At 68.9% G+C, this 23,606-nt stretch carries 20 protein-coding genes, 2 tRNA genes and 1 pseudogene; 15 read left to right on the forward strand and 8 right to left on the reverse strand.

Features of this window, described 5'->3' with window-relative positions:
- Nucleotides 1-57: 57 nt before the first annotated feature.
- From dnaN to BSZ40_RS08055, 10 genes are all read left to right on the forward strand, one after another.
- Nucleotides 58-1,197, forward strand: a complete 1,140-nt coding sequence (gene dnaN / locus BSZ40_RS08010; RefSeq protein ID WP_073825056.1) for a DNA polymerase III subunit beta — start codon at nt 58-60, stop codon at nt 1,195-1,197.
- A gap of 55 nt (nt 1,198-1,252) precedes the next feature.
- Nucleotides 1,253-2,377 carry a DNA replication/repair protein RecF gene (recF, locus tag BSZ40_RS08015; protein WP_425425648.1) on the forward strand — a complete coding sequence of 375 codons (1,125 nt, stop codon included), beginning with the start codon at nt 1,253-1,255 and terminating at the stop codon, nt 2,375-2,377.
- Nucleotides 2,377-3,123, forward strand: a complete 747-nt coding sequence (locus BSZ40_RS12030; RefSeq protein WP_084542735.1) for a DciA family protein — start codon at nt 2,377-2,379, stop codon at nt 3,121-3,123. Before recF ends, BSZ40_RS12030 begins: the two co-directional genes overlap by 1 nt.
- Nucleotides 3,124-3,319: 196 nt before the next feature.
- A complete protein-coding gene (gene gyrB / locus BSZ40_RS08025) occupies nt 3,320-5,338 on the forward strand; it encodes a DNA topoisomerase (ATP-hydrolyzing) subunit B (protein ID WP_073825060.1) in 2,019 nt (672 codons plus the stop codon).
- Nucleotides 5,339-5,354: 16 nt separating this feature from the next.
- Nucleotides 5,355-8,048: a DNA gyrase subunit A gene (gene gyrA / locus BSZ40_RS08030; protein WP_073825062.1), complete on the forward strand. Its 2,694-nt coding sequence runs from the start codon at nt 5,355-5,357 to the stop codon at nt 8,046-8,048.
- Nucleotides 8,045-8,434 carry a DUF3566 domain-containing protein gene (locus tag BSZ40_RS08035; protein WP_073825063.1) on the forward strand — a complete coding sequence of 130 codons (390 nt, stop codon included), beginning with the start codon at nt 8,045-8,047 and terminating at the stop codon, nt 8,432-8,434. The genes gyrA and BSZ40_RS08035 overlap by 4 nt, the downstream gene beginning before the upstream one ends.
- A gap of 82 nt (nt 8,435-8,516) precedes the next feature.
- Nucleotides 8,517-8,590: transfer RNA gene (locus BSZ40_RS08040), tRNA-Ile, on the forward strand.
- 24 nt (nt 8,591-8,614) lie between these two features.
- Entirely contained in the window at nt 8,615-8,737 is a 123-nt protein-coding gene (locus BSZ40_RS12385) for a hypothetical protein (protein WP_281246639.1), read from the forward strand.
- Between the two features lie 12 nt (nt 8,738-8,749).
- Nucleotides 8,750-8,822, forward strand: a tRNA-Ala gene (locus tag BSZ40_RS08045).
- Between the two features lie 1,018 nt (nt 8,823-9,840).
- Nucleotides 9,841-10,272, forward strand: coding sequence for a hypothetical protein (locus BSZ40_RS08055; protein ID WP_073825068.1), 432 nt, complete (start codon nt 9,841-9,843; stop codon nt 10,270-10,272).
- 127 nt (nt 10,273-10,399) lie between these two features.
- Here the strand turns inward: BSZ40_RS08055 and BSZ40_RS08060 are convergent, their stop codons facing one another.
- The gene (locus tag BSZ40_RS08060; RefSeq protein WP_073825071.1) at nt 10,400-13,057 is read right to left on the reverse strand and encodes a PEP/pyruvate-binding domain-containing protein; all 2,658 of its coding nucleotides are present in this window, start codon (nt 13,055-13,057) and stop codon (nt 10,400-10,402) included.
- A 74-nt stretch (nt 13,058-13,131) separates the two neighbouring features.
- Here BSZ40_RS08060 and BSZ40_RS08065 point away from each other — a divergent pair, with 74 nt between their 5' ends.
- From BSZ40_RS08065 to BSZ40_RS08080, 5 genes and pseudogenes are all read left to right on the forward strand, one after another.
- Entirely contained in the window at nt 13,132-13,692 is a 561-nt protein-coding gene (locus tag BSZ40_RS08065; RefSeq protein WP_073825073.1) for a TetR/AcrR family transcriptional regulator, read from the forward strand.
- Nucleotides 13,693-13,915: 223 nt separating this feature from the next.
- A pseudogene (locus tag BSZ40_RS12465) lies at nt 13,916-14,077 on the forward strand (ATP-binding cassette domain-containing protein); the annotation flags it as partial.
- A gap of 91 nt (nt 14,078-14,168) precedes the next feature.
- Nucleotides 14,169-14,753, forward strand: a complete 585-nt coding sequence (locus BSZ40_RS12270; protein WP_342741918.1) for an AAA family ATPase — start codon at nt 14,169-14,171, stop codon at nt 14,751-14,753.
- On the forward strand, nt 14,750-15,514 hold the full coding sequence (locus tag BSZ40_RS08075; RefSeq protein ID WP_073825075.1) for a hypothetical protein: 765 nt from the start codon (nt 14,750-14,752) through the stop codon (nt 15,512-15,514). The genes BSZ40_RS12270 and BSZ40_RS08075 overlap by 4 nt, the downstream gene beginning before the upstream one ends.
- Nucleotides 15,515-16,276: a hypothetical protein gene (locus BSZ40_RS08080; protein WP_073825078.1), complete on the forward strand. Its 762-nt coding sequence runs from the start codon at nt 15,515-15,517 to the stop codon at nt 16,274-16,276. It abuts the gene before it with no gap.
- A 190-nt stretch (nt 16,277-16,466) separates the two neighbouring features.
- Here BSZ40_RS08080 and BSZ40_RS08085 read toward each other — a convergent pair whose 3' ends face one another.
- The 7 genes from BSZ40_RS08085 to BSZ40_RS08115 all read right to left on the reverse strand — a co-directional run bounded on the left by BSZ40_RS08085 (nt 16,467) and on the right by BSZ40_RS08115 (nt 23,596).
- The gene (locus tag BSZ40_RS08085; RefSeq protein ID WP_073825080.1) at nt 16,467-17,036 is read right to left on the reverse strand and encodes a dihydrofolate reductase family protein; all 570 of its coding nucleotides are present in this window, start codon (nt 17,034-17,036) and stop codon (nt 16,467-16,469) included.
- Between the two features lie 415 nt (nt 17,037-17,451).
- On the reverse strand, nt 17,452-18,687 hold the full coding sequence (locus BSZ40_RS12390; protein ID WP_073825083.1) for an RNA polymerase sigma factor: 1,236 nt from the start codon (nt 18,685-18,687) through the stop codon (nt 17,452-17,454).
- 9 nt (nt 18,688-18,696) lie between these two features.
- Nucleotides 18,697-19,053, reverse strand: coding sequence for a YciI family protein (locus BSZ40_RS08095; RefSeq protein WP_073825085.1), 357 nt, complete (start codon nt 19,051-19,053; stop codon nt 18,697-18,699).
- Between the two features lie 167 nt (nt 19,054-19,220).
- A complete protein-coding gene (locus BSZ40_RS08100; RefSeq protein ID WP_073825087.1) occupies nt 19,221-20,183 on the reverse strand; it encodes a hypothetical protein in 963 nt (320 codons plus the stop codon).
- Nucleotides 20,184-20,294: 111 nt separating this feature from the next.
- Nucleotides 20,295-20,711, reverse strand: a complete 417-nt coding sequence (locus BSZ40_RS08105) for an LptM family lipoprotein (protein ID WP_073825090.1) — start codon at nt 20,709-20,711, stop codon at nt 20,295-20,297.
- Nucleotides 20,712-20,812: 101 nt separating this feature from the next.
- On the reverse strand, nt 20,813-22,348 hold the full coding sequence (locus BSZ40_RS08110) for a polysaccharide deacetylase family protein (protein WP_073825092.1): 1,536 nt from the start codon (nt 22,346-22,348) through the stop codon (nt 20,813-20,815).
- 114 nt (nt 22,349-22,462) lie between these two features.
- Nucleotides 22,463-23,596: an ROK family protein gene (locus BSZ40_RS08115; protein ID WP_073825094.1), complete on the reverse strand. Its 1,134-nt coding sequence runs from the start codon at nt 23,594-23,596 to the stop codon at nt 22,463-22,465.
- Nucleotides 23,597-23,606 lie beyond the last annotated feature (10 nt).

Genomic DNA, 23,606 nt, shown 5'->3' on the forward strand with positions numbered 1-23,606 from the left:
CACCTGCCAGGCCCGTGGTGGATAATTGCGCCAGACCCATAGTCAAAGGATGGAAAAGTGAAGTTCACTGTTGAGCGCGAGGTTCTCGCCGAAGCAGTCACCTGGACTGCCCGCACCCTGCCCGCCCGCCCGGCTCTGCCGGTGCTCGCGGGCGTGCGCCTGACGGCGGCTGCCAACGGCGAGGTTGCCCTGTCTAGCTTTGACTACGAAGTGTCGGCTCGGTCACACATTTCAGCGGAAGTGGAGCAGCCGGGCGAGGTGCTGGTGTTGGGGCGCTTGTTGGCAGACATCGTGCGGTCCCTGCCGAACCGGCCGGTTACCCTGACGTTGGAGGGCACGAAGGTCAATGTCACCTCCGGCTCCGCCCGCTTTGCGTTGGCCACCATGCCTGTGGACGACTACCCTGACCTGCCGCAGATCCCCGAAACCACGGGCACCGTCGATGCCCAGTTGTTGGCGCAAGCCGTCAGCCAGGTCAGCGTGGCCGCCTCCCGTGACGAGACCCTCCCGCTGCTGGGGGGCGTGCGCGTCGAGATCGACGGAGAGCGGGTCCGCCTCATGGCCACGGACCGCTACCGCCTGGCAGTGCGGGAATTCCTGTGGAACCCGAGCCAACCGGGGATCGAAGAACAGGCCTTGGTACGGGCCCGGACGTTGGTGGACGTGGCCAAGTCGATGACCTCAGCCGGACCCGTCGAGGTGGCGCTGCGTAATTCCCGCGAACAGGGTGAGGTGGCGCTGGTTGGTTTTACCGCCGGCGGGCGCACCACCACGTCGCTGCTCACCGACGGCGAATATCCCCCGGTGATGCGCCTTTTCCCCACTGAAACCCCGATCCACGCCGTCGTCTCCACGGCCGAGCTGGTGGGGGCGGTCAAGCGCGTGAGCCTGGTGGCGGAACGTAACACCTCGATCCGCTTGAGCTTCACCGCCGACGGCCTGGTGTTGGAGGCCGGCCAAGGCGATGACGCGCAGGCGCGCGAAGAGGTCGGAGTCGACCTGCACGGCGAAGACATCGTCACCGCCTACAACCCCCACTACCTGCTGGACGGGCTTGGGGCCATCGGTAAGCCATTCGTGCGATTCTCCTTCACCCACCCGGCGAAGCCGGCCGTGTTGACCGGGCAGGAAGAATTGGAGGGCGCGGCGCTGCCGGAGTTCCGGTATTTGCTGATGCCGATTCGTTTCGGGAGCTGACGTCCTGTTCGTCTCAGACCTCGCCCTGGATGATTTTCGCTCCTACCAGCATGTGGTGCTGTCCCTGCAGCCGGGAGTGACGGCTTTCGTCGGCCGAAATGGGCAGGGCAAGACCAACTTGGTCGAATCGTTGGTCTACCTCTCGACCTTCGCCTCGCATCGGGTGGCGGCCGATGCCGCCCTGGTGCGGCGGAGTCTGGCTGGGGGGCCGCAGCCGGGCGGGGCGGTAGTGCGAGCCAAAGTGTGCACGGCGGCCCGCGCGGAGGTACTAGAGCTTGAGATCGTGGCCGGGCGCGCCAATCGGGCCCGGCTAAACCGGGGCGCGGTGCGCCCCCGCGAGCTGCTCGGGCACCTGCGCACCGTGCTGTTCGCCCCGGAAGATTTAGCTTTGGTGCGCGGTGAGCCGGCCGGGCGGCGCGACTTTTTGGACCGACTACTCGTGCAGGGAGCCCCACGGCTGGCTGGCCTGAAGGCGGATCTAGATAAGGTGCTGCGGCAGCGCGGAGCGCTGCTGAAACAGCTGCAGGGACACCGGGGCGGCGCCGAGACGCAGCTGGCGGTGTGGGACGAGCCGCTGATTGAGCTGGGCAGTGAGCTAACTGCGGCGCGCGCCCGCCTGGTGGCCGATCTCCTGCCCCGCGCGCAGACCGCCTACCGGGACGTTTCCGGCACCAAAGACGACTTCTCCCTCACCCTGCGGCTGGCGGCAGACCCGCAATATCCCACCAATCCGGCCCCGTCGGCTGCGGCGCTGGCCGAACTGCTGCGCGTCACCATCGCGGCACGGCGGGCCGACGAGCTGCGCCGCGGCGTGAACCTGGTGGGCCCGCAGCGCGACGAGCTGGAGCTGACCCTGGGCGGCCTGCCCGCCAAGGGCTACGCGAGCCACGGGGAATCGTGGAGCTGTGCCCTGGCCCTCCGCCTTGCTTCCTTCGAGTTGTTGCGGCAGTTGGACGACGCCGGCGATCCGGTCCTGATTCTCGACGACGTGTTCGCCGAACTGGACGCCTCCCGCCGTGACCGGTTGGCAGAGTTGGTGGCGGGCGTCGAGCAGGTACTCATTACGGCCGCCGTGGCCGCCGACGTGCCGCCCGCGCTCGGCGGGGATCGCGTGTGGGTGGAGGCCGGCCAGCTCACTCCGGCCCCCGGCGCGCCCGCGCCGCACGAGGAGGTTGCCTGATGGCTGCCCGGGTGGCGCGGGGGCGCGCTACGGCGGGTGCAGCGACCCCTGACCGGCTCACGCCCACGGGGGCCGGGCTACCCCGGCCCGCCCAGGCAGCTGCCGACCCGCAGCCCCAGCCGACCCCGCCAGCCCTAGCCGGGCCCGAGGCCGCGCCGCCGCAGACCGCGGCGGCCGCCTGGGAACCGACCCCGCCGGAGGTGCGGGCCCTGGCGCTGCGGGCACTGGATCGCTTCCGCTCGGCCGCCTGGGAAAAGGGCGAGGTGCGGGTGGCCTGGGCCCGCGGCCCCCGCCGCTACCTGGACGAGGAAGACCAGACCGGCGAGAACGAGGGCGGCTGGCAGCCCCCGCCGGGCGTGAAGTTCTGGGGCTCGGGTCCCGGCAAGTCTCGCCGCGACCCGAAACGGTTGGGGGCCGTCGGCGAGCGGGTGCTGGCCCGCCTCGGCCTGACCGAGGCGGTGGCGGGCGGGAAGGTGGCGGCCATGTGGCCGAGCCTGGTCGGCCCGCAGATCGCCGACCACACCAAGGTCGAGGCCTGCACCGACCACAACCTGGTCATCCGCACCGACTCAACCGCGTGGGCCCAGCAACTGCGCATCCTCACCCCCAACCTGTTGGCCCGCATCGAAGCGGCGGCCGGGGCCGGGGTAATCACCTCACTGACAATCCTGCCGCCGGCCGCCCCCAGTTGGCGGCACGGGCCGCGCGTCGTGCCGGGCCGCGGCCCCCGCGACACCTATGGCTGAGTGCCACCTGACAGACCAACCGCACCGAACCGGCCGTATTTGGCCCCTTGCGGGCCCTGTACCCCGTGAGCAATACCTCCCTTAGCGCCTGGAGGGTGCAGGCGCTGGAAGGGCCCTTGGTGCGTTAAAATGTGAGCTGGCCCAACTGGGGCTTGAGCGGGATCGGCAAAGGCCGACCCCCGAGCGAAGGAGATGCGTGAGCGACGAAACGCAGCGGCCGCAAGAGTACGGCGCCAGCAATATCACCGTGCTAGAAGGCCTCGAAGCCGTCCGCAAACGGCCCGGGATGTACATCGGTTCCACCGGTGAACGCGGCCTGCACCACCTGGTCTACGAAGTTGTCGACAACTCGGTCGACGAAGCCCTGGCCGGCTACTGCACGCACATCGAAGTCGTGCTGCAGGACGACGGCGGGGTGCGGGTGAGCGACGACGGCCGCGGCATCCCGGTCGACATCCACCCCACCGAGGGCAAGCCCACCGTGGAGGTCGTCATGACGATCCTGCACGCCGGCGGCAAGTTCGGGGGCGGCGGCTACGCAGTGTCCGGCGGGCTGCACGGGGTGGGCATCTCCGTCGTCAACGCCTTGTCCACCCGGGTGGAGACCGAGGTGCGGCGCCAAGGCCACGTGTGGCGGCAGTCCTTCGCTAACGGCGGCCAGCCCGTCACGGGGCTGGAGCGGGGCGAAGAAACCAGCGAGACCGGCACCACTCAGACCTTCTACCCCGACCCAAGCATCTTCGACTCGGTCGTCTTCGACTTCGAAACGCTGCGCACCCGCTTCCAGCAGATGGCATTCCTCAACAAGGGGCTGCGCATCACCCTGATCGACCAGCGGGCCGGCGTGACGGACGCCGGGGACGAGGTCACCGGAGACCAGGCCGGGGAAAGCGATGACCCCGTCGTCGGCCACCGCGAGGTGTCCTACCTGTACGCCGACGGTTTGCGCGACTACGTCCAGCACCTCAACCACACCAAGCGGGCCGAGATCATTAACCCCGAGATCATTGCGTTCGAGGCGGAGGACGCCGAGGCCGTCATCTCGCTGGAGATCGCGATGCAGTGGACCAGCGCCTACAGCGAATCCATCCACTCCTACGCCAACACCATCAACACCTCCGAGGGAGGCATGCACGAGGAGGGCTTCCGCACGGCGCTGACCTCCGTGGTCAACACCTACGCCCGCGAGAAGGGCCTGCTGAAGGAAAAGGACGACAACCTCACCGGTGACGACGTCCGCGAAGGACTCACCGCCGTCATCTCCATCAAGCTGGGCGAACCGCAGTTCGAGGGGCAGACCAAGACCAAGCTCGGCAACGCTAGCGCCCGTTCGTTCGTCGCCAAGCAGGTCTACAGCCAGCTCGGGGACTTCTTCGACGCCCACCCGGCCGAGGCCAAGGCCATCGTCGCCAAGGGGCAGGCCGCGGCCGCCGCCCGGCTGGCGGCCCGCAAGGCCCGCGACGCCACCCGCCGCAAGACCGGCCTGGACTCGGCCTCCATGCCCGGCAAGCTGCGCGACTGCTCGTCGCGGGACGCCTCCAAGTGCGAGCTGTTCATCGTCGAGGGCGACTCAGCCGGCGGCTCGGCCGTGCAAGGCCGTGACCCCGAGGTGCAGGCCATCCTGCCGATTCGCGGCAAGATCCTCAACGTCGAAAAGGCCCGCATGGACCGGGCCCTGGACTCGGAGGCCATCCAGTCCCTCATCACGGCGTTCGGCACCGGCGTGGGGCCCGAGTTTGACCTCAGCAAGCTGCGCTACCACAAGATCATCCTCATGGCCGACGCCGACGTCGACGGCCAGCACATCGCCACCCTGCTGCTGACCCTGGTGTTTCGCTACATGCGGCCGCTGGTGGAAAATGGCCACATCTACCTGGCGATGCCCCCGTTGTATCGGCTGAAGTGGACCAACGCGCCCCACGAATTCGTGTACTCCGACAAGGAGAAGGACGAGCGTGTGGCGGCGGGCCTGGCCGCCGGGCACCGCCTACCCAAGGACGGCGCGATTCAGCGCTACAAGGGTCTGGGTGAGATGAACGACCACGAACTGTGGGACACCACCATGGATCCGGCCGCCCGCATCCTCAAGCAGGTCACCCTCGGGGAGGCCGCGGCCGCCGACGAGATCTTCTCGGTGCTCATGGGCGAAGACGTCGAATCGCGGCGCGCGTTCATTCAACGCAACGCCCAAGACGTCCGCTTCCTCGACATCTGACAAGGACTAGAACCGCATGACTGAGTTTTCCACGCCCGAGGAAACCGTGACCGACGAGCGCGTGCAGGCCGTCGACCTCAAGAACGAGATGCAAAAGTCGTATCTCGACTACGCGATGAGCGTCATCGTCGGCCGCGCCCTGCCGGACGTGCGCGACGGCCTGAAGCCCGTGCACCGGCGGGTGCTGTACGCCATGTACGACGGCGGCTACCGCCCCACCGCCGCGTTCAGCAAGTGCGCCCGCGTGGTGGGTGACGTCATGGGGGAATACCACCCGCACGGTGACGCCCCCATCTACGACGCCCTGGCCCGCCTGGTGCAGCCGTGGTCCATGCGCGCGCCCCTGGTGGCCGGGCAAGGCAACTTCGGTTCGCCCGGCAACCTCGGGCCGGCCGCCCCGCGATACACCGAATGCAAGATGGCACCGCTGGCCATGGAGATGGTGCGCGACATCGACGAGGAAACCGTCGACTTCGTGCCCAACTACGACGGCCGCTCCCAGGAACCCAGCGTGCTGCCGGCCCGCTTCCCCAACCTGCTGGTCAACGGCTCGGAGGGCATCGCTGTTGGCATGGCCACCCGCATCCCGCCGCACAATCTGCGGGAGGTGGCCGACGGCGTGCAGTGGTACCTGCGCCACCCGGACGCCACCCGCGAGGAACTGCTGGAGGCGCTGCTGCAGCGCATCAAGGGCCCCGACTTTCCCACCGCCGCCACCATCCTCGGCCGCAAGGGCATCGAGGACGCCTACCGCACGGGCCGCGGCTCGATCGTGCAACGGGCCGTGGTCGAGGTCGAGGAGATCCACGGGCGGCAGTGCCTGGTCGTCACCGAGCTGCCCTACCAGGTCAACCCCGACAACCTGGCCGAAAAGATCGGCCAGTTCATCAAGGACGGTTCCCTGCAGGGCATCGCCGACCTGCGCGACGAGTCCTCCGGCCGCTCCGGCCAGCGCCTAGTCATCGTGCTCAAGCGCGACGCCGTCGCCAAGGTGGTGCTCAACAACCTGTACAAGCGCACCGCGCTGCAGACGTCGTTCCCCGCCAACATGCTGGCCCTGGTCGACGGGGTGCCGCGCACGCTGTCGCTGGACGGTTTCGTGCGTCACTGGGTGACCCACCAGATCGACGTCATCCAGCGCCGCACCCGCTTCCGGCTGCGCGAGGCCGAGAAGCGGCTGCACATCTTGGAAGGCTACCTAAAGGCCCTGGACGCGCTCGACGAGGTCATCGCGTTGATCCGCCGCTCCCCGACCGTCGACGAGGCCCGCACCGGGTTGATGGAGCTGCTGGGCGTGGACGAGATCCAGGCCAACGCCATCCTGGAGCTGCAGCTGCGGCGCCTGGCAGCCCTGGAGCGGCAAAAGATCCTCGAACAGCACGCCGAGCTGTTGGCCCGGGTAGAGGACATGAAAGACATCCTGGCCTCGCCGGAGCGCCAGCGCGGCATCGTGTCCACCGAGCTAGCCGAAATCGTCGACAAGTACGGCGACGAGCGGCGCACCACGATCGTGCCTCACGACGGCGACATGTCGATGGAAGACCTCATCCCGGAGGAAGACGTCGTCGTCACCATCACCCATTCCGGTTTCGCCAAGCGCACCCGGACCGACAACTACCGCTCCCAGCGGCGGGGCGGCAAGGGGGTGCGGGGCGCGGCGCTGCGGCAGGACGACGTCGTCGACCACTTCTTCGTCACCACCACCCACCACTGGCTGCTGTTCTTCACGAACTTCGGCCGCGTCTACCGGGCCAAGGCCTACGAGCTGCCGGAAGGCGGGCGGGACGCCAAGGGCCAGCATGTGGCCAACCTGCTGGCGTTCCAGCAGAATGAGACCATCACCCAGGTGCTGGCCATCAAGGACTACACGCAGGCCGACTTCCTGCTGCTGGCCACCCGGTCCGGCCTGGTGAAGAAGACGGCGCTCACGGCCTACGACTCCAACCGGTCCGGTGGGGTCATCGCCATCAACCTGCGCGAACTGGCCGACGGCACCCCCGACCAGTTGGTGGCCGCCGTGCTGGCCAACGCCACCGACGACGTGCTGCTGGTCTCGCGCGGCGGCCAGTCCCTGCGGTTCACCGCCTCTGACGAGGCGTTGCGGCCGCTGGGCCGGGCCACCTCCGGGGTCACCGGCATGCGTTTTCGGGGCGATGACCAACTGCTCAGCATGGATGTGGTGCGCCCGGGCGCGGACCTCTTCGTGGTCACCGAAGGCGGGTTTGCCAAGCGCACTGCGGTCGAGCAGTACCGGGCTCAGGGCCGCGGTGGGCTCGGGGTGAAGGTTGCCAACCTCGTGGAGGAACGCGGCCAGCTGGTCGGGGCGTTGATTACCGACGAGAACGACGAAGTGCTGGTCATCATGGAGGGCGGCAAAATCGTGCGCTCGCGCGTCAACGAGGTCTCCCGCACCGGACGCACCACGCAGGGCGTCACGTTCGCACGGCCCGACAACGGTGACCGCATCATCGCCGTGGCCCGCTCTCTGGAGTCCGTCGAGGCCGACCTGGACGCTGAGGCGGCGGGCGAGCTCGGTGGTGAGGCGGCAGGGCACGGCGAGGCCGGTGGGGATGGAAGTCAGAGCGGCGAGCCCGCGTCCCCCAGCACGGCGCGGATGGGGGAAAATGAGCAGGTGACTGAGAAAGCTGCCACACCTCCCCCAGCTGCGGTAGCGTCTAGCGAGACAACTGACGAAACGGAGCAGGCGTGAGCAACAAGGCTTCTACCCCCGCCAGCGGACCACGGCGCGTCCACCTGGTGCTGACCAAGGTCGACCCCTGGTCGATCATGAAAATGGCGTTCTTGTTGTCGGTAGCCATCGGCATCGGCATGGTCGTCTCGGCGGCGCTCACGTGGTTCACGCTCGACTCGCTGGAGGTCTTCTCCAAACTGTCGGCCCTCCTGAAGGCCGTCAACGCCGAATCCATGCTCAAACTGATGGCCTACGTGGCATTCGACCGAGTCATGGCGATGACGATCTTCTTCGCCGTCATCTGCGTGGTGCTGCTGACCGCCCTCGCCACCATCGGGGCGTTCCTGTACAACATCGCCACCTCCCTTGTCGGCGGGGTGCACCTGACCCTGTCCGACGAATAGCGTTACTTACAACACAAGTGACGCGCTGCGTTTGGACGTTTGGCAGTTGGTGCGGTAACCTTCTGCGGCGCCCACAGCGCAGGGGCCTATAGCTCAGTCGGTTAGAGCGCTTCCCTGATAAGGAAGAGGTCGCTGGTTCGAGTCCAGCTAGGCCCACTCTTCACCGCCCAAGGAGGGCCAATGCGACTAAGAACTCTGTTACTAGCCGCCGTTGGCATCCTCCTCGCCAAGGTCGGTTTGGCCGCCTGGCGACAACGGCACGAAGATGCCGCCCTGTGGCAGAACGTCACCTGGGAGGAATAGCCCGCCCGGCACGGGGCCTTGGCGCAATTGGTAGCGCACCTGCTTTGCAAGCAGGGGGTTAGGGGTTCGAGTCCCCTAGGCTCCACGAATAAACCGGCAGGGATCGTTGAAGCGGTCCCTGCCGGTTTGGTTTGTGGGGTGGGGTGTGCGGGCTGGGGTTCTGGGTCGGGGTGCGCGCGGCGGACGCGCCCCGCTTCCTTCCGTGCCTGGCTTGGCCCCGGTATGCCCCGGATGCGCGCGGCGGACGCGCCCGGCATCGCCCTGGCTCACCGCAAAGCAACACCCGCTGGGCATGGCTCTGGACGCGCGGGGTCGCCCTTGCGCCCCGGCGAGCCACTGCGCCTGGACGTGCCATGGCTCTGGACGCGCGGGGTCGCCCTAGTTGGCAATGGGGGCGGCTCATCCGGTGTATATGGCGCCTGTGCTCCCATGGTGGCCAGTTAGGGCGGTGGCTCGGCGGAGCGACACAGTTGCGGCGCGCACAACCGCGCGGTGAGCCCGGTATTAGCTCACTGCTGCGCAGCTTGCTGGTTGGTGTAGGCGTCCGCGAACTTGGCGCTGGCGTTATCGGCTGGATGACGTCAAGGAGGACTCTGTCCAGTGTCACCGGCACGAAGTGGCGTTGCCTGAGGTCCTCCTCGCGCGGCGTCTGGACCACCTCAACGCTCTCCCCTGCCAGGCGCTGCTGTTCGGTGCCATGAGCGAGGCAGCGCTGTTGGTAGCGCAGCACGCTGGCACGGAAACTGCGCGGGCCCAGGCACCTGCGCTCCGGTATCACTTATTGGCCAGTTACGTTTGCTCGGGCTGAGCATCTGGGGCGTCCTAGTTGGCAATGGGGGCGGCTCATCCGGTGTATATGGCGCCTGTGCTCCCCTGGTGGCCTGTTAGGGTGGCGAAGTGGTGGTCTTGGACGATGAAAAGTCTCCTGCCCCTCTGGAGCGCCAGGCTGCGTATGCGTCTTAATTGGCCCCACAATTCAAACAGAAATTAGCTAGGTGACTGGCTGAAATATCTCGAACGGCTCGGATAGCAACATTTACAGCCATCGCAAAATGTTTTGGGATCTGGTTTTTGTAATCCTAGTTAAGGAGGCAGAGGTTAGCATGGATGAGATTACTATTCGCACTGACAATACGCCGATGGGCACGAGGGCGATCGAACGCTTGTGGAATGACGTGGTGACAGGTGTGGTGCCGTTGCTGTCGCACGCGGAGCCGGGGCAGTTTCCTATCGCGCGCTACTCTGCGTACGCCAGTGACGCCAACGGAGCCTTCGATCTGACGATTCTGTTGGCAGACTCTGGCCGCGTGGGTCAACTGGAGGCTGAGACGGAAAGCGGAGAATATCGCCGCTATCAGGAGACAGGGGTGGACGTGGCCGCCTGTACGGTCCAGGCGTGGCAGCGAGTTTGGGATGAGGAACGGGCGGGAAAACTACGCCGCGCATATAGCGAAGATTTTGAAGTGAGCACGCCCGCGGAGTACGCGCCCGACGGTCAAGCCAAATGCGTGCTCTACATCTCGCAGGCGCGCTAAACATTTTCCGCGGCACGTTCGCCGTGAGTATCTCTGGCCGCTGCAGGGCTGAGAGCGAAGCACCCTTGCTGTTGGGTCGTGGCTAGGTGGTTGCGGGCGAGGTTGCTTGGAAATCCACCTTAGACAGCTAGTCGAGCACCGTCACCAGGCCGCGACTGCCGTCGACCAGCAGTCGGGTACCGTCGGGCAGGCTCAGCGCCTGGGCCAGCCCCATGACCGCCGGAATGCCGTACTCGCGCGCGACGATGGCGGCGTGCGAGAGCGGCCCGCCTGTCTGTGTCACCACCGCCACCGCGAGGGAGAACAGTGGTGTCCAGGTCGGGTCCGTGTACGGACACACCAACACGTCCCCGGCCTGCAGGCGCGCAAAGTCCGCAGGCGAGCGAATAATGCGGGCCACGCCGGTGGCCCGCCCGCCGCTGGCGGGTACCCCGCGCAGGTCGGCCGACGCCTGGCCCGCCGCGCCCCGCTCCCACCACACCGCCTCGGCGACGCCGCGCCGCCCCCGCCGCCGTGCCACGACCGCCCGCAGGTCCCCCGTATCAGCCAGCGCCCGCTCTACCTCGGGCAGGTACAGGAAGCGCAGGTCGCTTGGCTCCGCCAACTGGCCCCGGGCAACCAGGCGGCGGGCAACCTCGTCCAACGCGCCCCGCGCCACGCAAAAGAACTCCTCAAGTAGGTAGACGCTGCCCTCACGCGCCAGGTGTTGGGCCCGCAGCCGGGCCACGGCCGCCCGCCACCGGCGGCGCAACAGGCGCGGCAGACGCCGCTCCACCGCGACGGCCAGCGGTGGCAGGTCGGTCGGTGTGCCTGCCCCGGCTGGCGCGTCCGCCCCGGTCGGCGCCCCTGCCCCGGCCGACGCGTCCGCCCCGGCCGGTGTGCCCGCCCCGGCTCCTGCACCCATCGTGGGCCCGGCTGCCGGGCGAGTTCCGCCGCTCGGTTCGGGAGGGGGACTCCCGTCGACTCCGGAACATCCGCCGCCCGGCCCGACCGTGGCACTCTCGCCCTCAGGCCCGACTCCGACACTCCCGCCACCTGCCGCTCCTGCCCCGCCCCGCAGCGCGGCCGACAGTAGCGCGTAGAACGATTCGGGATCTTCCCGCCACGATCGGTTGGAAAATGGCAGGTAGAGGCGGGCCGTGCGGGCCCCGTACTGCGCGAGGAAGGCGTCGAGCGCCGCGCGGAAGGCCGGGCCCTGCCCGTGGGCCGCGACCGCCGCGCCCACCATTCCCGCCTCAGCCGCGGTGATGGTCTCGTCCAGATCGCACCGCCGGGCCGTCGCGGCCAGGTTGGAGATGGCGGCGGTGATCTCGGCGGTCCGGTAGTTCAGGCCTGCGTATAGGTCCTCCGGCGAGACCTCCCGCGGTGGCCGGGCCAGCCGCAGCAGGCCCGCGACGGCGGCCCGGCTGACCAGCATCGGCGCGAGGTAGTGCACGAAGCGGGCGCCGGTTAAGGCCGCTGCCTGCCCCACCGCGGCGCGCGCCACCGGCAGCAGCTCGGCGTCGGCCAGGGTAGCCGGATTAGCGACCTGCGCGGTCAGCTCCTGCAGCGTCTCCCGCAGTCGCGCCTCCCGGTGCGGCCACGTCGCGGGGTCGTGGCCCATTCCGTGGGCGAACAGCCGTGGCAGGCGGGTGAGCATGGCCGGGGTCGGCCGCGGCTTGGTGACGTGGAGGCGGACGACGCCGTCGTCGTCGCCCCGCACTAGCTCCTCCGCGGTCGCCGCCCGCAGGCCCGCTCGCCGGGCCAGCGCCTGAATCGCGCCCTGCACCTGGTGCACCGCCCATAGGTCCAGCGGGTAGGGGGCGGGGAAGTGTTCGATCAGGTCGTCTTGTAGTCGCCGCGCCGCGCGCCCCCGGACGGGGTGGTGACTGGGCACGGTGGGGACGGTGGTGGTGATCGGCCGCGCCTGCAGCAGGTGCAGCTCGCCGCCCGCCAGGGCCCACTCGATGTCCTGTCCCGCGCCGTAGTGCGCCTCGACGCGCTCCCCCAGGGCCAGGAGTTGCAGCAGTTGGGCGTCGGTAAGGCAGGCGCGCGCCCGCTGCTCCGCGGGCACCTGCCGGGTGGCGGTCCCGCCGTCAGGCAGCCGGTCGATGCGGGTCTCCTTGCTGCCTAACTCGCGGCCGACGACCGCCGCCGGGCGCCGCCGCAGGGTGAAAGTGTCGGGGGTGACCAGGGACGCCACGACGGACTCACCCAATCCGTAGGCCGCGCTGGCCAGCATGGTTTGCGCGTGCCCCTGCACGGGGTCGCGGGTGAACAGCACCCCGGCGACGTCGGCGTCCACCAGTTGCTGCACGACGACGCCGAGCGCGAGGCCCGCATTGGCCACGCCCTGGCGGCGGCGGTATGCCACGGCGCGGTCGCTCCACAGGGAGGCCCAGCAGTGCTTGATTGCCGCTAGCAGGGCCTCCAGGCCGACCACCCCCAGATAGGTGTCCTGCTGCCCGGCGAAGCTGGCGTCGGCCAAGTCTTCGGCCGTAGCGGACGACCGCACCGCGAGCGGTGGCCGCCCCAGGCGTGCGTAGGCGCGCCCCACCTCCTGCCGCAACCCGCCCGGCAGCGGCAGATCGAGGATGCGCTGGCGGGCGGCGCGGGCGGCCCCGGCGTCGGCGTCAGCGGCCAGGAGTTCGGTGATCTCGCGGGTGGCGGCGCGGTAGGCCGCGGTGGTCAGGCAGAAACCGGGCGGCACGGGCAGCCCGGCCCGGGTGCACTCGCCGAGGTTGGCGCCCTTGCCTCCCACCTGGGCGTGGTCGGCGGCGGTGATGTCGGTGAACCACAGGATCATGGCACTGCTCCTCTATGGACGTAGAGTCACTGCAGGGTACTCTATGTTCATAGAGCGAGGGAAGGGCGGCAGGCATGACGATGCGGCGCACGCAGATCGCCGACGCGGGCATCAAGATTCTCGGGGAGCGCGGTGCCCGAGCGTTCACGCACCTGAACATCGACCGCGAACTGGGCCTGCCGGACGGGTCGACGTCGTACTACGCGCGCAGCCGCCGCGATCTGCTCGGCCTGGTGGTCGACCGCCTGGCCGAGCGCGCCGACCGGCAGCTGGCCACCCATCCCCTGCCCGCCAGACTGACCACCGCCACCGCCGCCCAGTTCCTGGCGGCCGGGCTGGAGGCGGCGCTGGAGCGGGAGGCGGACCTGCGTGCCCGCCTAGTGTTGCTGTTGGAATGCCGTGCCGCGCCCGAGATCTATGAGGCGCTGCGGGCGCGGCCGCCGCTGCGTCACGCGCTGACCGGCCTGGCCACTGATTTGCTGCAGGGCTTGGGGGTGGACGCGCCGGAGCGCCACGCCGCGGATCTCGTGGCACTGTGCGACGGGCTGCTCATGCAGCGCCTGCTGCGTGGCGCCGGGGCGAACGACGTCGGTATCATCACCGCTTACCTGGCGGGGCTGCGCGGCGGCGCCTGAGACCGGGCCACCGGGCTGTGTTCGCCCAGCTGGCCGTGGCCTGGCTGGGCGACGGTCCCGGACTGTTAGTTCCAGCTTTCCCTCCCCCTAAAGTGAAGGACCTCACCACATAGTGCAAGATCACCCCTCAGACGTGTTGGTGGCCGCAGGCCTGCGGCGCGAGTTCGGCAGGAACCGCTTTGTGGCCGTCAGTGACGTGTCGCTGCGGATTGCGCCCGGGCAGGTGCATGCACTGTTGGGGCCGAATGGTGCCGGAAAGACCACGGTGGTGCGGATGTGTTCGACGCTGCTGGCGCCCACGGCCGGATCGGTTACCGTCGCGGGGGTGGACGCAGTGGCCCACCCACAACTTGCGCGCAAGCACATCGGCTTGGTGCTGGGGGGTGAGCTGGGTTTTTATCCGCGGGCCACAGTGCGCGACAACCTACTGTTCTTCGCCGACATCGCGGGCTTGGCGGCGCGGGGAGGTGCGCCGAGTGTTGGAGCTTGTCGACTTGGCGGACCGGGCCGACAGCAGGGTCGGCGACCTCTCCCGCGGCATGAAACAACGCCTGCACCTGGCACGCGCCTTACTGGGCCGACCGCAACTACTGCTCCTGGACGAACCGACCACCGGCCTGGATCCCGACATCGCCCATCGCGTGCGCTCCCTCGTTGGGCAGATTGCCGCCAGCGGGGTCGCCGTCCTGTTGACCAGCCACTCCATGGCCGAGGTGGAGGAACTGGCGCACGTCATCACGGTGATTGGGGCTGGGCAGATCGCGGTGCGGGGCGATGTCGCCGACGTTGCCAACTACGCCGGTATCGCGGGCATCACCACGTTCAGCCTGCCCGCCTCGGCCTCCGCTTTGCTGCGACAGCTCGTCGAAAAGCTGGGGGACGACGCGGTGGTTACGTGGCGGGAGGTCGCCGGACAATGGGCGGTGGAGCTCTACTGGCGGCGGTTGCCGCAACCGGACCGCGTGCTTGCCCTGCTGCCGCACTGCCCGCAAGACCTGGTGAACCGGGCGGCCAGCCTGGAGGAGGCCTACCTGGCGATCGCCGAGAGGCTCGCCCGGTGACGCGCCAGCTGCGCATGCTGCTTTTCCACTTGCGGCAGTACATGCGGGTTGGTTTCTTCGTGCAGCTTATGGCGATCACGACCGTTAGCATGTGCCTGACCCAGTATCTGGGGTGGCACGCCTGGGGCGGCAGCACCGCGGTGCCGTGGCTGCGCGCCGGGATCGTCGGGCTGTGGACGACCTGCACCACGGCCGCGGGCATCATCGGCTTCGAACGCTACAAGGGCACCCTGATCTACCTGGTTTCGGGCCGCATCCACCCGCTGCGGGCTACCGCGGCCGTCGTCGCGGCCGCGGCCACGTTCGGGTTGGCGGCCTTTCCGCTGGCCTGGCTCGCGTGGCGTGGCCTGCTGTGGCTGTCCGGCCAGGTTCCTGCGGCCACTGGCCTGACGGTGGGGCAGTTGCTGGTTGGGGTGGGGCTGTTGTGGCTGGGGGCGCTGGCGATCAGTCTGGTCATCGCCTCCCTGTTCGTGCTCACCCCGAACGCTATCGCCTACGAGGGCCTGCTGCTGGTGCCGGTCTTCTTCGCTTCCGGGGTGTTGTTCACGGCGGGCGCCGCGCCGACCGTCGTGGCGGCGATCGGACAGGTGCTGCCGATTACCCCCGTCGTTGGCTACTTGCTGCAGCCAACCAGCACGCCGTTGGCCGGGGCGGCGCTGCACAGCGTGGGTCTGACGGTTGTGTGGGGGTTGGCTGCGGCCGGGCCGGGCACCCGGGCGCTACGGCTGGCGCGGCGGCGGGCGACGTTGGAGATGATCTAGGTGGACTTCTTTCGTTCTGTGCTGCTGGTGGCGCGGGTGGCGCGGGCCTCGTCTATTGCCTTCGCCTCGGTCGGCACTACGGTGGTGACCCTGCTGGTCCTGCCCGCGTTCGACGTGGCCTTCGACGCGCTGCTGGGGCGGGACTTGCGGGCGCCCGACGTCGCGCGCACCGCCTACGCGGCGGCTCTCGCGGGCACCTGCGTGTCCGCCTGCGCTGGGGTGGTGGGCAAGATTGCGCAAGACCGCAACCTGGGCGTGTTTCAAGAGGTGCACCTGCGCAGACGCGTGCCGGTGGCGTACTGGGTGGGATCGGCGCTGCTGCCCGCCGTCCTCGCCGTGAGCACCGGGAGCGTGTTGCTGCTCGGTGTGTGGCTCTCGGTTCCGCCGTGGCAAGGTGCGGGCACGCTGCAGCTGGTCGGCAGCCTCCTGACCGCGATCGTGGTGGGCGCCCTGCTTGGGGTCTTCGCGGCGGCCATCAGCGTGGGGCTTTCCGATCCCTACCTCGGGGCGAACCTAGTCAACGCACTGTTGCCGCTCGGGGTGGGCGTGATCGTGCCGACGGCGCTCTACCCGACGGGCCTGGCGGACCTGGTGCAGCTCGTGCCGCTCAGTCACACGCTGGGGGCCCTGACCGGGACCGGCGGGCTGCGGGCCTTCGCCGTCGACGTCCTGCTGGCGCTGGTCCTGGCCGCCGCCGGGTTGAGCGCCGTGCGGTTGGCCGTAGCCCGACTGCGCAACGGCACGCGACTGGAGTCAATCTGACCTCGAGATCATGTGAACAGGCTCTTCACGGATGAGGGTGTGGATCGGCAGGGGTGGTGAACCGGTGATGAGGGCTGAGGTGCCCTGCTAATGGAAGTTCTCGCGCTGGCTGTCGCGGGCCAGCACCTTAGCCCAAAACAGGCCGTGGCCGCTGAACGGACAAGTGCCAACCAGTCCGGGGCCCGGGGAGTCAGTGTCGTTCGACGCGGTAGGTGGAATGAACCATGCCCAGATCAGTTGTGTGGTTGCCGACCAAGGTCAGGAGCACGTCGCGCTCGATAGTGTCAAATAGTCGACGGCCTCGGCCGATAAGGATCGGCGCCCAACAGGTGGTGATCTCGTCGACGAGGCCAGCGCGTAGAAAACTCTGAATGGTCTGACCTCCGTCCACATATACCTCTCGGGCATCGCAGCCGTCCAGTAAGTCGACAGCTTCTCCTAGCGTGCGAACAATGGTTACCCCGCTAGTCTCGCACGGCAGCGTGGTGGAGAGCACGATGACGGTTTTGTCGTCGTACATGTCCGGCCATTCGTCGAAGCCAACCACCGTGTCATAGGTGCCGCGCCCCATAACAATATGATCGATCTTGGGGAAGAACGTTTCCCAACTCTCAGCTGGCTGGGCGCTCTCGGCACGAAGATGCTCGCGGCGGCCTGGCGGATTGGTTAACCAAGCTAGGTCCCCATCTGGGCGCGCGATGAATCCGTCTAGGCTCACACCGATGAATACGTGGCCCCGCCACCTGCGTGTGTCATTCATGTCTTCTGCTCACGCGGCACTCTGTAATTAGGAGAGCAGCCCGTCCTGCAGGTGTCGCACCCGGGAATCCCCGCTCAATACAAGCGACGATTCAATGAGACGATCTTGGTTTATTGGACGTCGCTGCTCGTTGGTGTTCTTCTCGGCTAGGTTCCCTGCCAACCATTACACCCCCCTTTTGACTCATCTCGATGCTACCCGCGTTCCCACGACTTGCCTAGGGGAGGCCGGGAGACGGATGCGCTATTGCCCCAAAGTGGTTGGGGAAGTTGCTGCGGGGCGCCGAGGCGAACGACGTCGGTATCATCACCGCTTACCTGGCGGGGCTGCGCGGCGGCGGCGTCTGAGACCGGGCCACCGGGCTGCGTTCGCCCAGCTGGCCGTGGCCCGGCTGCGTCACGGCACGCGCTTGGATTCAATCCGATACGCTGCCCGGCGCCGTCACCTCCGCCAGGCGCCGTTGGAGGAAGCCGCGTTCGGCTCCGTTGCGCGTCAGGGACAGGGCCTGGGTGTAGGCGGAGGCCGCCTCCGTGCGCCGCCCGAGGCGTCGCAGCAGGTCGGCCCGGGTGGCAGCCAGGTATCGGTAGTCGCGCAGCGCGCTGCTGGCCGCCAGCTGGTCGAGCTCGGCCAGGATCGCCGCCAGGTCTGCCCCGGGCGCGAGGCTGGCGGCTGCGAGCCGGTTGAGTGCCACCACCGGGTTCGGCCAGACCCGCAGCAGGCCGTCGTATAGCGTGAGGATCGCGTCCCAGTTGGTGGCCGCCGCGTTTGGTGCCTGGGCGTGCACCCCCGAGATCGCCGCCTGCAGCGTGTACCGCCCCAGTTGGCCCGCCGAGATCCCGAGCCGCAGGGCGCGCGTGGCCGTTGCCAGGCCCGCCAGGCGCAGGGCCGGGTCCCAGCCGCTCCGGTCCTGGTCCGCCAGCAACACCATGCCCGCCTCGGGGTGGTGCCGCCCGGGCGCCCGAGCGTCGTCCAGCAGGCACAAAGCCAGCAGCCCGACGGCTTCGGCCGACTCCGGCAGACATCCCACCAGCAGGCGCGCCAGCTCGCGAGCCTTGGCCGCCAGGTCGCCCCGCACCGCCGTCTGACCGTCCGCGGGGGCGTGCCCGGCCGTGTGGATGAGGTAGATGACGGCGAGGACGTCGTCCAACCGGTGCGTGAGCTCCGGGCCGGACGGCACCACGAACGGCAGGCCAGCCGCCGCGATCTTGCGTTTGGCGCGCGTGATACGGGCCGCCACCGTGGCCGGGCGCACCAGCAGCCCCGCCGCGATCTCTTCCACCGACAGACCTCCGAGCAGCCGCAAGGTCAGTGCCAAACGGGCAGGCGGCGCGAGCGCCGGGTGGCAGCACACAAACATCAGCCGCAGCAGGTCCAGACCCGGCTCATCATCCGGCTCGGTGTCGACGACGAGCAGCGGCAGCTTCCGCCGCCAGGTCGCCTCCCGCCGCAACCGGTCGATCGCCAGGTTGCGGGCGGTCGTCGTCAGCCACGCCGCCGGATTAGCGGGCACCTGCTCCCGCCAACTGGTAAGCGCCCGCATGCAGGCTTCCTGCACGCACTCCTCGGCCAGGTCCAGGTCGTGGGTGAGGCGCGCCGTCGCCGCCAATACGTGTGGGCGGCAGCGCCGGTACGCCTCCTCGAGGGTCTCCACTGCCGCGCGTTACTCGTACTGCTCCAGGTTCACCACCGGGCGCACCTCGACGTGGCCCGCTGGGCACTGCCGCGCCAACCGCACCGCCGTGTCCAGGTCCGGGGCCTGCAGCAGGTAGAAGCCGCCCAGGCACTCCTTCGTCTCGGCAAACGGGCCGTCGCTGAGTGTCACCTCGCCGCCGACGCGGTGGACTGTCGTGGCTGTCGCCTGCGGTTGCAGCGCCGCCCCGCCGGTGATCTGGCAGCCGGCCGCCTCCACGGCCGCGGCGAAAGCCTCATGCAACTGCAGCTCGGCCTGCCAGTCTTCCTCGCCGGCCTGCTCGTGCCAGCTCTCGTCGTCAAACATGCTCAACAGGTACTCGGGCATGATCGTTCCTCTCGTCAACAACATCCTGACACTGCTTCGACGAACGGGCCGCCACGAAATCGACACGGGCCGCAAACCGCCTCCCCGGCGGTGCCCGCCCCCGGGCGCCGCAGCGCGCCGACCACCGGCACGGCCGGGCTCCCGCCCCGCCTTGGCGGCGCGCGGCCTCAGCGGCGCAGGTCGGGCCACTTGCTGGCCCACCGCCCGACCCCGCACATGTCGGTGGCTATCTTCTCCAGGCTGGGCCCGAGCTGCCGCACCAGCTGGGGGTTGTCGTCGGTCCCATACAGCTCCACCAGTTGCCCGATGATGCGGGCGATGCCGCGCTCCCGCACCGCCACGAACGTGTGGGCCTGCCCCCGGTGCCCGCGTTGCCCGTCGCCCACCAACACCCGGGCCCCGGACTGCGAATAGAACACGCACGTGTTGATCCACGGCACCTCGGTCCCGCTGGACCCCAGGTGCTGGGCGAGCTGGGTGGCCTTCTCCCGGGCCGCGGCCCGCGGGGCGCCGATGTCGGTGAAGCGCTGCACCGCGATCGCGCCCTGATTCTCGCGCTCCAGGCGAACCGCGAACTCGGTCTCTAGCTCCGACTCGTCCACCAGATCGCTGAGCATCGCGTGCACCCGGCTCGGCTGGCGGGCGTCGAACACCACGCCCTGCCAGTCCCGGTGCTCGATCAACAGCACGAACTGGTCGGTGACCACCAGGTGATCCACCCGGCAGACCCGCGGCCGGGGCGCGCGCGGATCGGTGGTCAAAAAATGGAGATGACTGGCCACCAGCGCATCAATCCCCAGCGAGGCCACCGCCGCCACCAGCTGGCGCCGGGAGGCCAGCTCGCTGGCCAGCGACTTCGACAGGTGCTCCCACACCGCCACCTGGGTGTCGTGCGCCGACGTCACCTCGCTCTCCAGCTGCGCGATGGCGGCGGTGTGGCGTTCGCGCTGCGTCGCGAGGTCGTGCTCCACCTCCGCCACGGCCTTGGCCTGCGACATTTGCGCCAGCTGGCGGGTAGCCTCCCGCTGCTTGGCGCCCCGGTATTCCCGCCACAACCACACCGCGAACACGGTTACCAGCGCAGCCAGCAGCGCGGCCGCAGCTGGCAACGGCAAGGTTACGACGCGCATCAGCGGTTTCGTTTCGCAACTAGGTGGGACAGGAACGCCAAAACCGCCCCCGCGCAGGCGAGGGCGATTCGTGGGGTGTGGGGCCCGGCCAGTGCCGGGCCCCACTACTCACTACTTCAGGTTCTCGACGATCGGCTTACCCAGGTTATCCGGTTGGGCACAGAATTCGGTGACTTTGGTGGACACGTCGAGGATATCGTTGTCGTCCTCCGGCGACTTGCCCGCGGCCTTGGTCAGCGCCAGGTAGGTGGCCTCCATCTTGTCCGCGTCGGTGATCTTGGCCAGGTCGTCGCAGGTCATCTTGCTGGCGTCAATGTCGGCGGCCATCTTGTCGCCGTCAGCCTTGTCGTCGGCGTGGTCGTGGCCGTCGCCCTCGGTGTGCTCGTGGGTCTCTTCACCGTCCATGGCGGTCTGCTCGCTGGCCACCACCTGCGGGGTGGCAGCCTCAGTGGCAGCCTTGTCGTCGCCGCACGCGGTGAGCGAGAAAGCCAGACCGAGGGCCGCGAAAGTAGCCAGGGTCCTACGCATATGTTCCATCTCCTTGCAGTTTTTGATCACTGGACGTCCAAGACGATATTCCCCCGGCCACAGCCCTGGGAGGGGCGAACACCCTCAATCCACCCCGAGCCTCAACGCGAGTAGTAGACGGCCCCCGGTTCCATCTGTCCCAGCAGCGTGGGGACGGTGACGAAGACGTACCCGGCCTCTTGCAGTTTGTGGATGATTCCCGGCACCGCGTCGACCGAGGTCGGGTGGATGTCGTGTAGCAGGATGATGGATCCCGGTTTGACCCCGGTGACGGCCCGCTTCGTTGTCTCGGCGACGTTGCGATTCTTCCAATCTTCGGTGTCCACGTCCCATAGCACCACCGGCAGCTGCCCGCTCGGGGTCTGGCCGGGGACGAAGGCGCCGTAGGGTGGCCGGAGCGAAGTCGGGGCCACCCCGGCGGCGGCCAGGATCGCGTCGTTCGTCAACCGCAGTTGTTCTTCGACCTGCGCTGGGCTCAGTCCGGTCAGGTCCGGGTGGTCCCAGGTGTGGTTACCGAGCGCGTGTCCTTCCTGCACCATGCGCTGCAAGGTCGCTTCCTTCCCGGCGATGGCCGAGCCGAGAATGAAGAAGGTGGCTGGCACCTGCGCATCCCGCAACGTGTCGAGTAGCCGGTCGGTGTGCCGACCGGGGCCGTCGTCGAAAGTGAGAGCCACACACGCCACGGCAGCGCAATCGACCTCCGCCCCGGGGGCCGGCTGCGCGGCTGCGGGGGCGACGGGATCCGGTTCGACTGTGGACAAGTCGGTGGTGGGCGACGCGGAAGGTGTGGGCTCCGGCTCGGGCGCTTCCGGTTCTTCCGGCAGAGCCGCCGGCTCCTGTGCGGCGATGCCCACCGCCAGCCAGGCGGCCCCGTCAGCGGTGAGCAGGCCGGTGGCTTCCTGTTGGGGAATCTCGACGATGAACGCTCCGTCAGAGTAGGCGGTGAGCACGCCCGGGGCGACCTGTACCAGCAGGTCTCCGTCGACGTCGGGCACCAGGGAGCGGGCCAGCTGGGTGCCGATGGCGGCCGGCCAGGTCCCCTCTTCCCGCAGCGGTTCCCTCCCCTGCAGTTTGGTGATGGCTGCCGCCGTGATCTCCACCAATTGCTGGAACTTGTCAGGCGCGACGAGCCGGGCCGAAGTCGAGGCGCCCAGGGTGTCAACGTTGGCGACGTAGCTGGTGAACTCGCTGCCCCACCCGGCTCCGGCGAACGTCTCGCGGGTTACCAGGACGGTGATCCACGGGCCGGAACGCTGCGACAGCTGCCAGCGGGCGTTGAACACGGCCTTGTCGACGTTGGTGTGGTCGGTGGCAAAACGTTGCCGGGCATCCTCCAGTTCGGTGTCAACCAGGGTGTTGAATGCCTCAAGCCCATCGATGGTGGGGGTCTGCAGGAACCAGCGGGGGGCCTCCAGGTTTTCGGTAATGACCGAGTGGATGCCTGCGGCGGGCAGGGCAGGGCCGGGGTCCGCATCCGCAGGAATGAAGGACCGGGCGGTGGCTTCGGTGTTGACGGCGGGGACTGGGGCCGCAGTGGTCGGGGTTTGCGCCGGTTCGGTGGCCCCGGCACTGCAGCCTGCAGCGGCCACGTTGACGGCCAGAGCTAAGGCGGCGAAACGTGAGCGGAAGGCGGGCATGCGGAGTTATTCCATTTCTGAAGTAGATCGGATACAGCATTGTCTCTGGTGGCCGGATCGCCAAGGGGCGGCCCGCCCCGCAAGCGCCCCGGGTTGGAGGGCATTTGGGGCAAATTAGGGGCGGGGGTGGCTGGGGGCGGTCCCGCGGGGCAGGTTGAGTACCCACTCCTGGATGGCCACCACGGCGGCGGCGCGCGCCCAGCCGAAGAAGTTGGAGTCGTCGAGGTGGATGGCGATGCGGTCCCCGGCGGGTGGACGCAGGGCCTGCAGCCTCTCGGCGACGACGTCGGCCACCAGCGGATACAACCCGATGCCTTCCCCGCCGACGACGGTGACCGCCTGATGGGTGAGGTTGGCGGCCCAGGCGATGAGAGTGCCGAGGGCCTTGCCTGCCGCCTGCACCTCGCGCCAGGCGGGCCCCTGGTGGGCGGCGGCTAGGGAGAGGACCTCGGGGAAGGAGACCTCTCGGCCCAGCACGGCAGACACTCGGGCCGCGATGGCTGGCGAGGTCAGGAGGGCTTGCGAACAGCCGGGGTGCCCGGCCGCGCACCGGGGGCCGTCGGGGGCGAGCGGAAGGTGGCCGACGCTGCCGACCCCGGCGTCGGGGGTGCGCACCACGGCCCCGTTGGCGGCCAGTGCGTAGCCGACTCCGGCACCCAGGGTGATGACGGTGAAGCCGGGCAGGCTGCGGCCGACCCCGAACCACCGATGAAACTCGGCCAGGGCCACGAGGTCGTTCTCGATGGTGGTGGGCAGGGAGAGAGCGGGCCGCAGCAGGCGGGCCAGGTCCACCTCCCGCCAGTTCAGGAAGGGGGCGTGGTGGACGACGCCGCGGGTGGGGAAACCGCCCAGGCTCAGGCCGACGCCTTGGGTGCGCGGGGTGGCGAGGGTGGTGGCGGCGGCGGTGATCGCCCGGGCGACGGCCTGCGGGCGGCGGTCGGGCAGCGCCGTGTCCAGGCGGGCCTGGATGGTGGCGTGCATGTCGGTGCGCACCGCGTACAGCTGTTCGCCGGTGAGTTTGATGCCGACGAAGTCCCCTAGGTCGGGGTTGATGGCCAGGGGGCGGGAGGGACGGCCCACGTCCCCGCTGGGCAGTTCCTGCAACTCGTGCAGGATGCCGACGTCAAGCAGAGGTTTAGCGAGCCGGGTCAGGGAGGCGGGCGAGAGGTCGAGGCGCCCGGTGAGGGCGGCCCGGGAGATGGGGCCGTGGATGAGGACCTCGCGCACGAGGGCGACTTCACTGGACACGGCATCCCTC

The organism is Buchananella hordeovulneris (assembly GCF_001907235.1).
GTDB classification, from domain to species: domain Bacteria; phylum Actinomycetota; class Actinomycetes; order Actinomycetales; family Actinomycetaceae; genus Buchananella; species Buchananella hordeovulneris.

Excerpts from the sequence above, each read along its gene's own strand:
- BSZ40_RS08055 (WP_073825068.1), top strand. The coding sequence starts at position 9,841 with ATGGATGAGATTACTATTCGCACTGACAATACGCCGATGGGCACGAGG.
- BSZ40_RS08100 (WP_073825087.1), bottom strand. The coding sequence starts at position 20,183 with ATGCGCGTCGTAACCTTGCCGTTGCCAGCTGCGGCCGCGCTGCTGGCT.
- BSZ40_RS08105 (WP_073825090.1), bottom strand. The coding sequence starts at position 20,711 with ATGCGTAGGACCCTGGCTACTTTCGCGGCCCTCGGTCTGGCTTTCTCG.
- BSZ40_RS08085 (WP_073825080.1), bottom strand. The coding sequence starts at position 17,036 with ATGAATGACACACGCAGGTGGCGGGGCCACGTATTCATCGGTGTGAGC.
- BSZ40_RS08060 (WP_073825071.1), bottom strand. The coding sequence starts at position 13,057 with ATGATCCTGTGGTTCACCGACATCACCGCCGCCGACCACGCCCAGGTG.
- BSZ40_RS08065 (WP_073825073.1), top strand. The coding sequence starts at position 13,132 with ATGACGATGCGGCGCACGCAGATCGCCGACGCGGGCATCAAGATTCTC.
- gyrA (WP_073825062.1), top strand. The coding sequence starts at position 5,355 with ATGACTGAGTTTTCCACGCCCGAGGAAACCGTGACCGACGAGCGCGTG.
- BSZ40_RS08095 (WP_073825085.1), bottom strand. The coding sequence starts at position 19,053 with ATGCCCGAGTACCTGTTGAGCATGTTTGACGACGAGAGCTGGCACGAG.
- BSZ40_RS08110 (WP_073825092.1), bottom strand. The coding sequence starts at position 22,348 with ATGCCCGCCTTCCGCTCACGTTTCGCCGCCTTAGCTCTGGCCGTCAAC.
- BSZ40_RS12030 (WP_084542735.1), top strand. The coding sequence starts at position 2,377 with ATGGCTGCCCGGGTGGCGCGGGGGCGCGCTACGGCGGGTGCAGCGACC.
- BSZ40_RS12385 (WP_281246639.1), top strand. The coding sequence starts at position 8,615 with ATGCGACTAAGAACTCTGTTACTAGCCGCCGTTGGCATCCTCCTCGCC.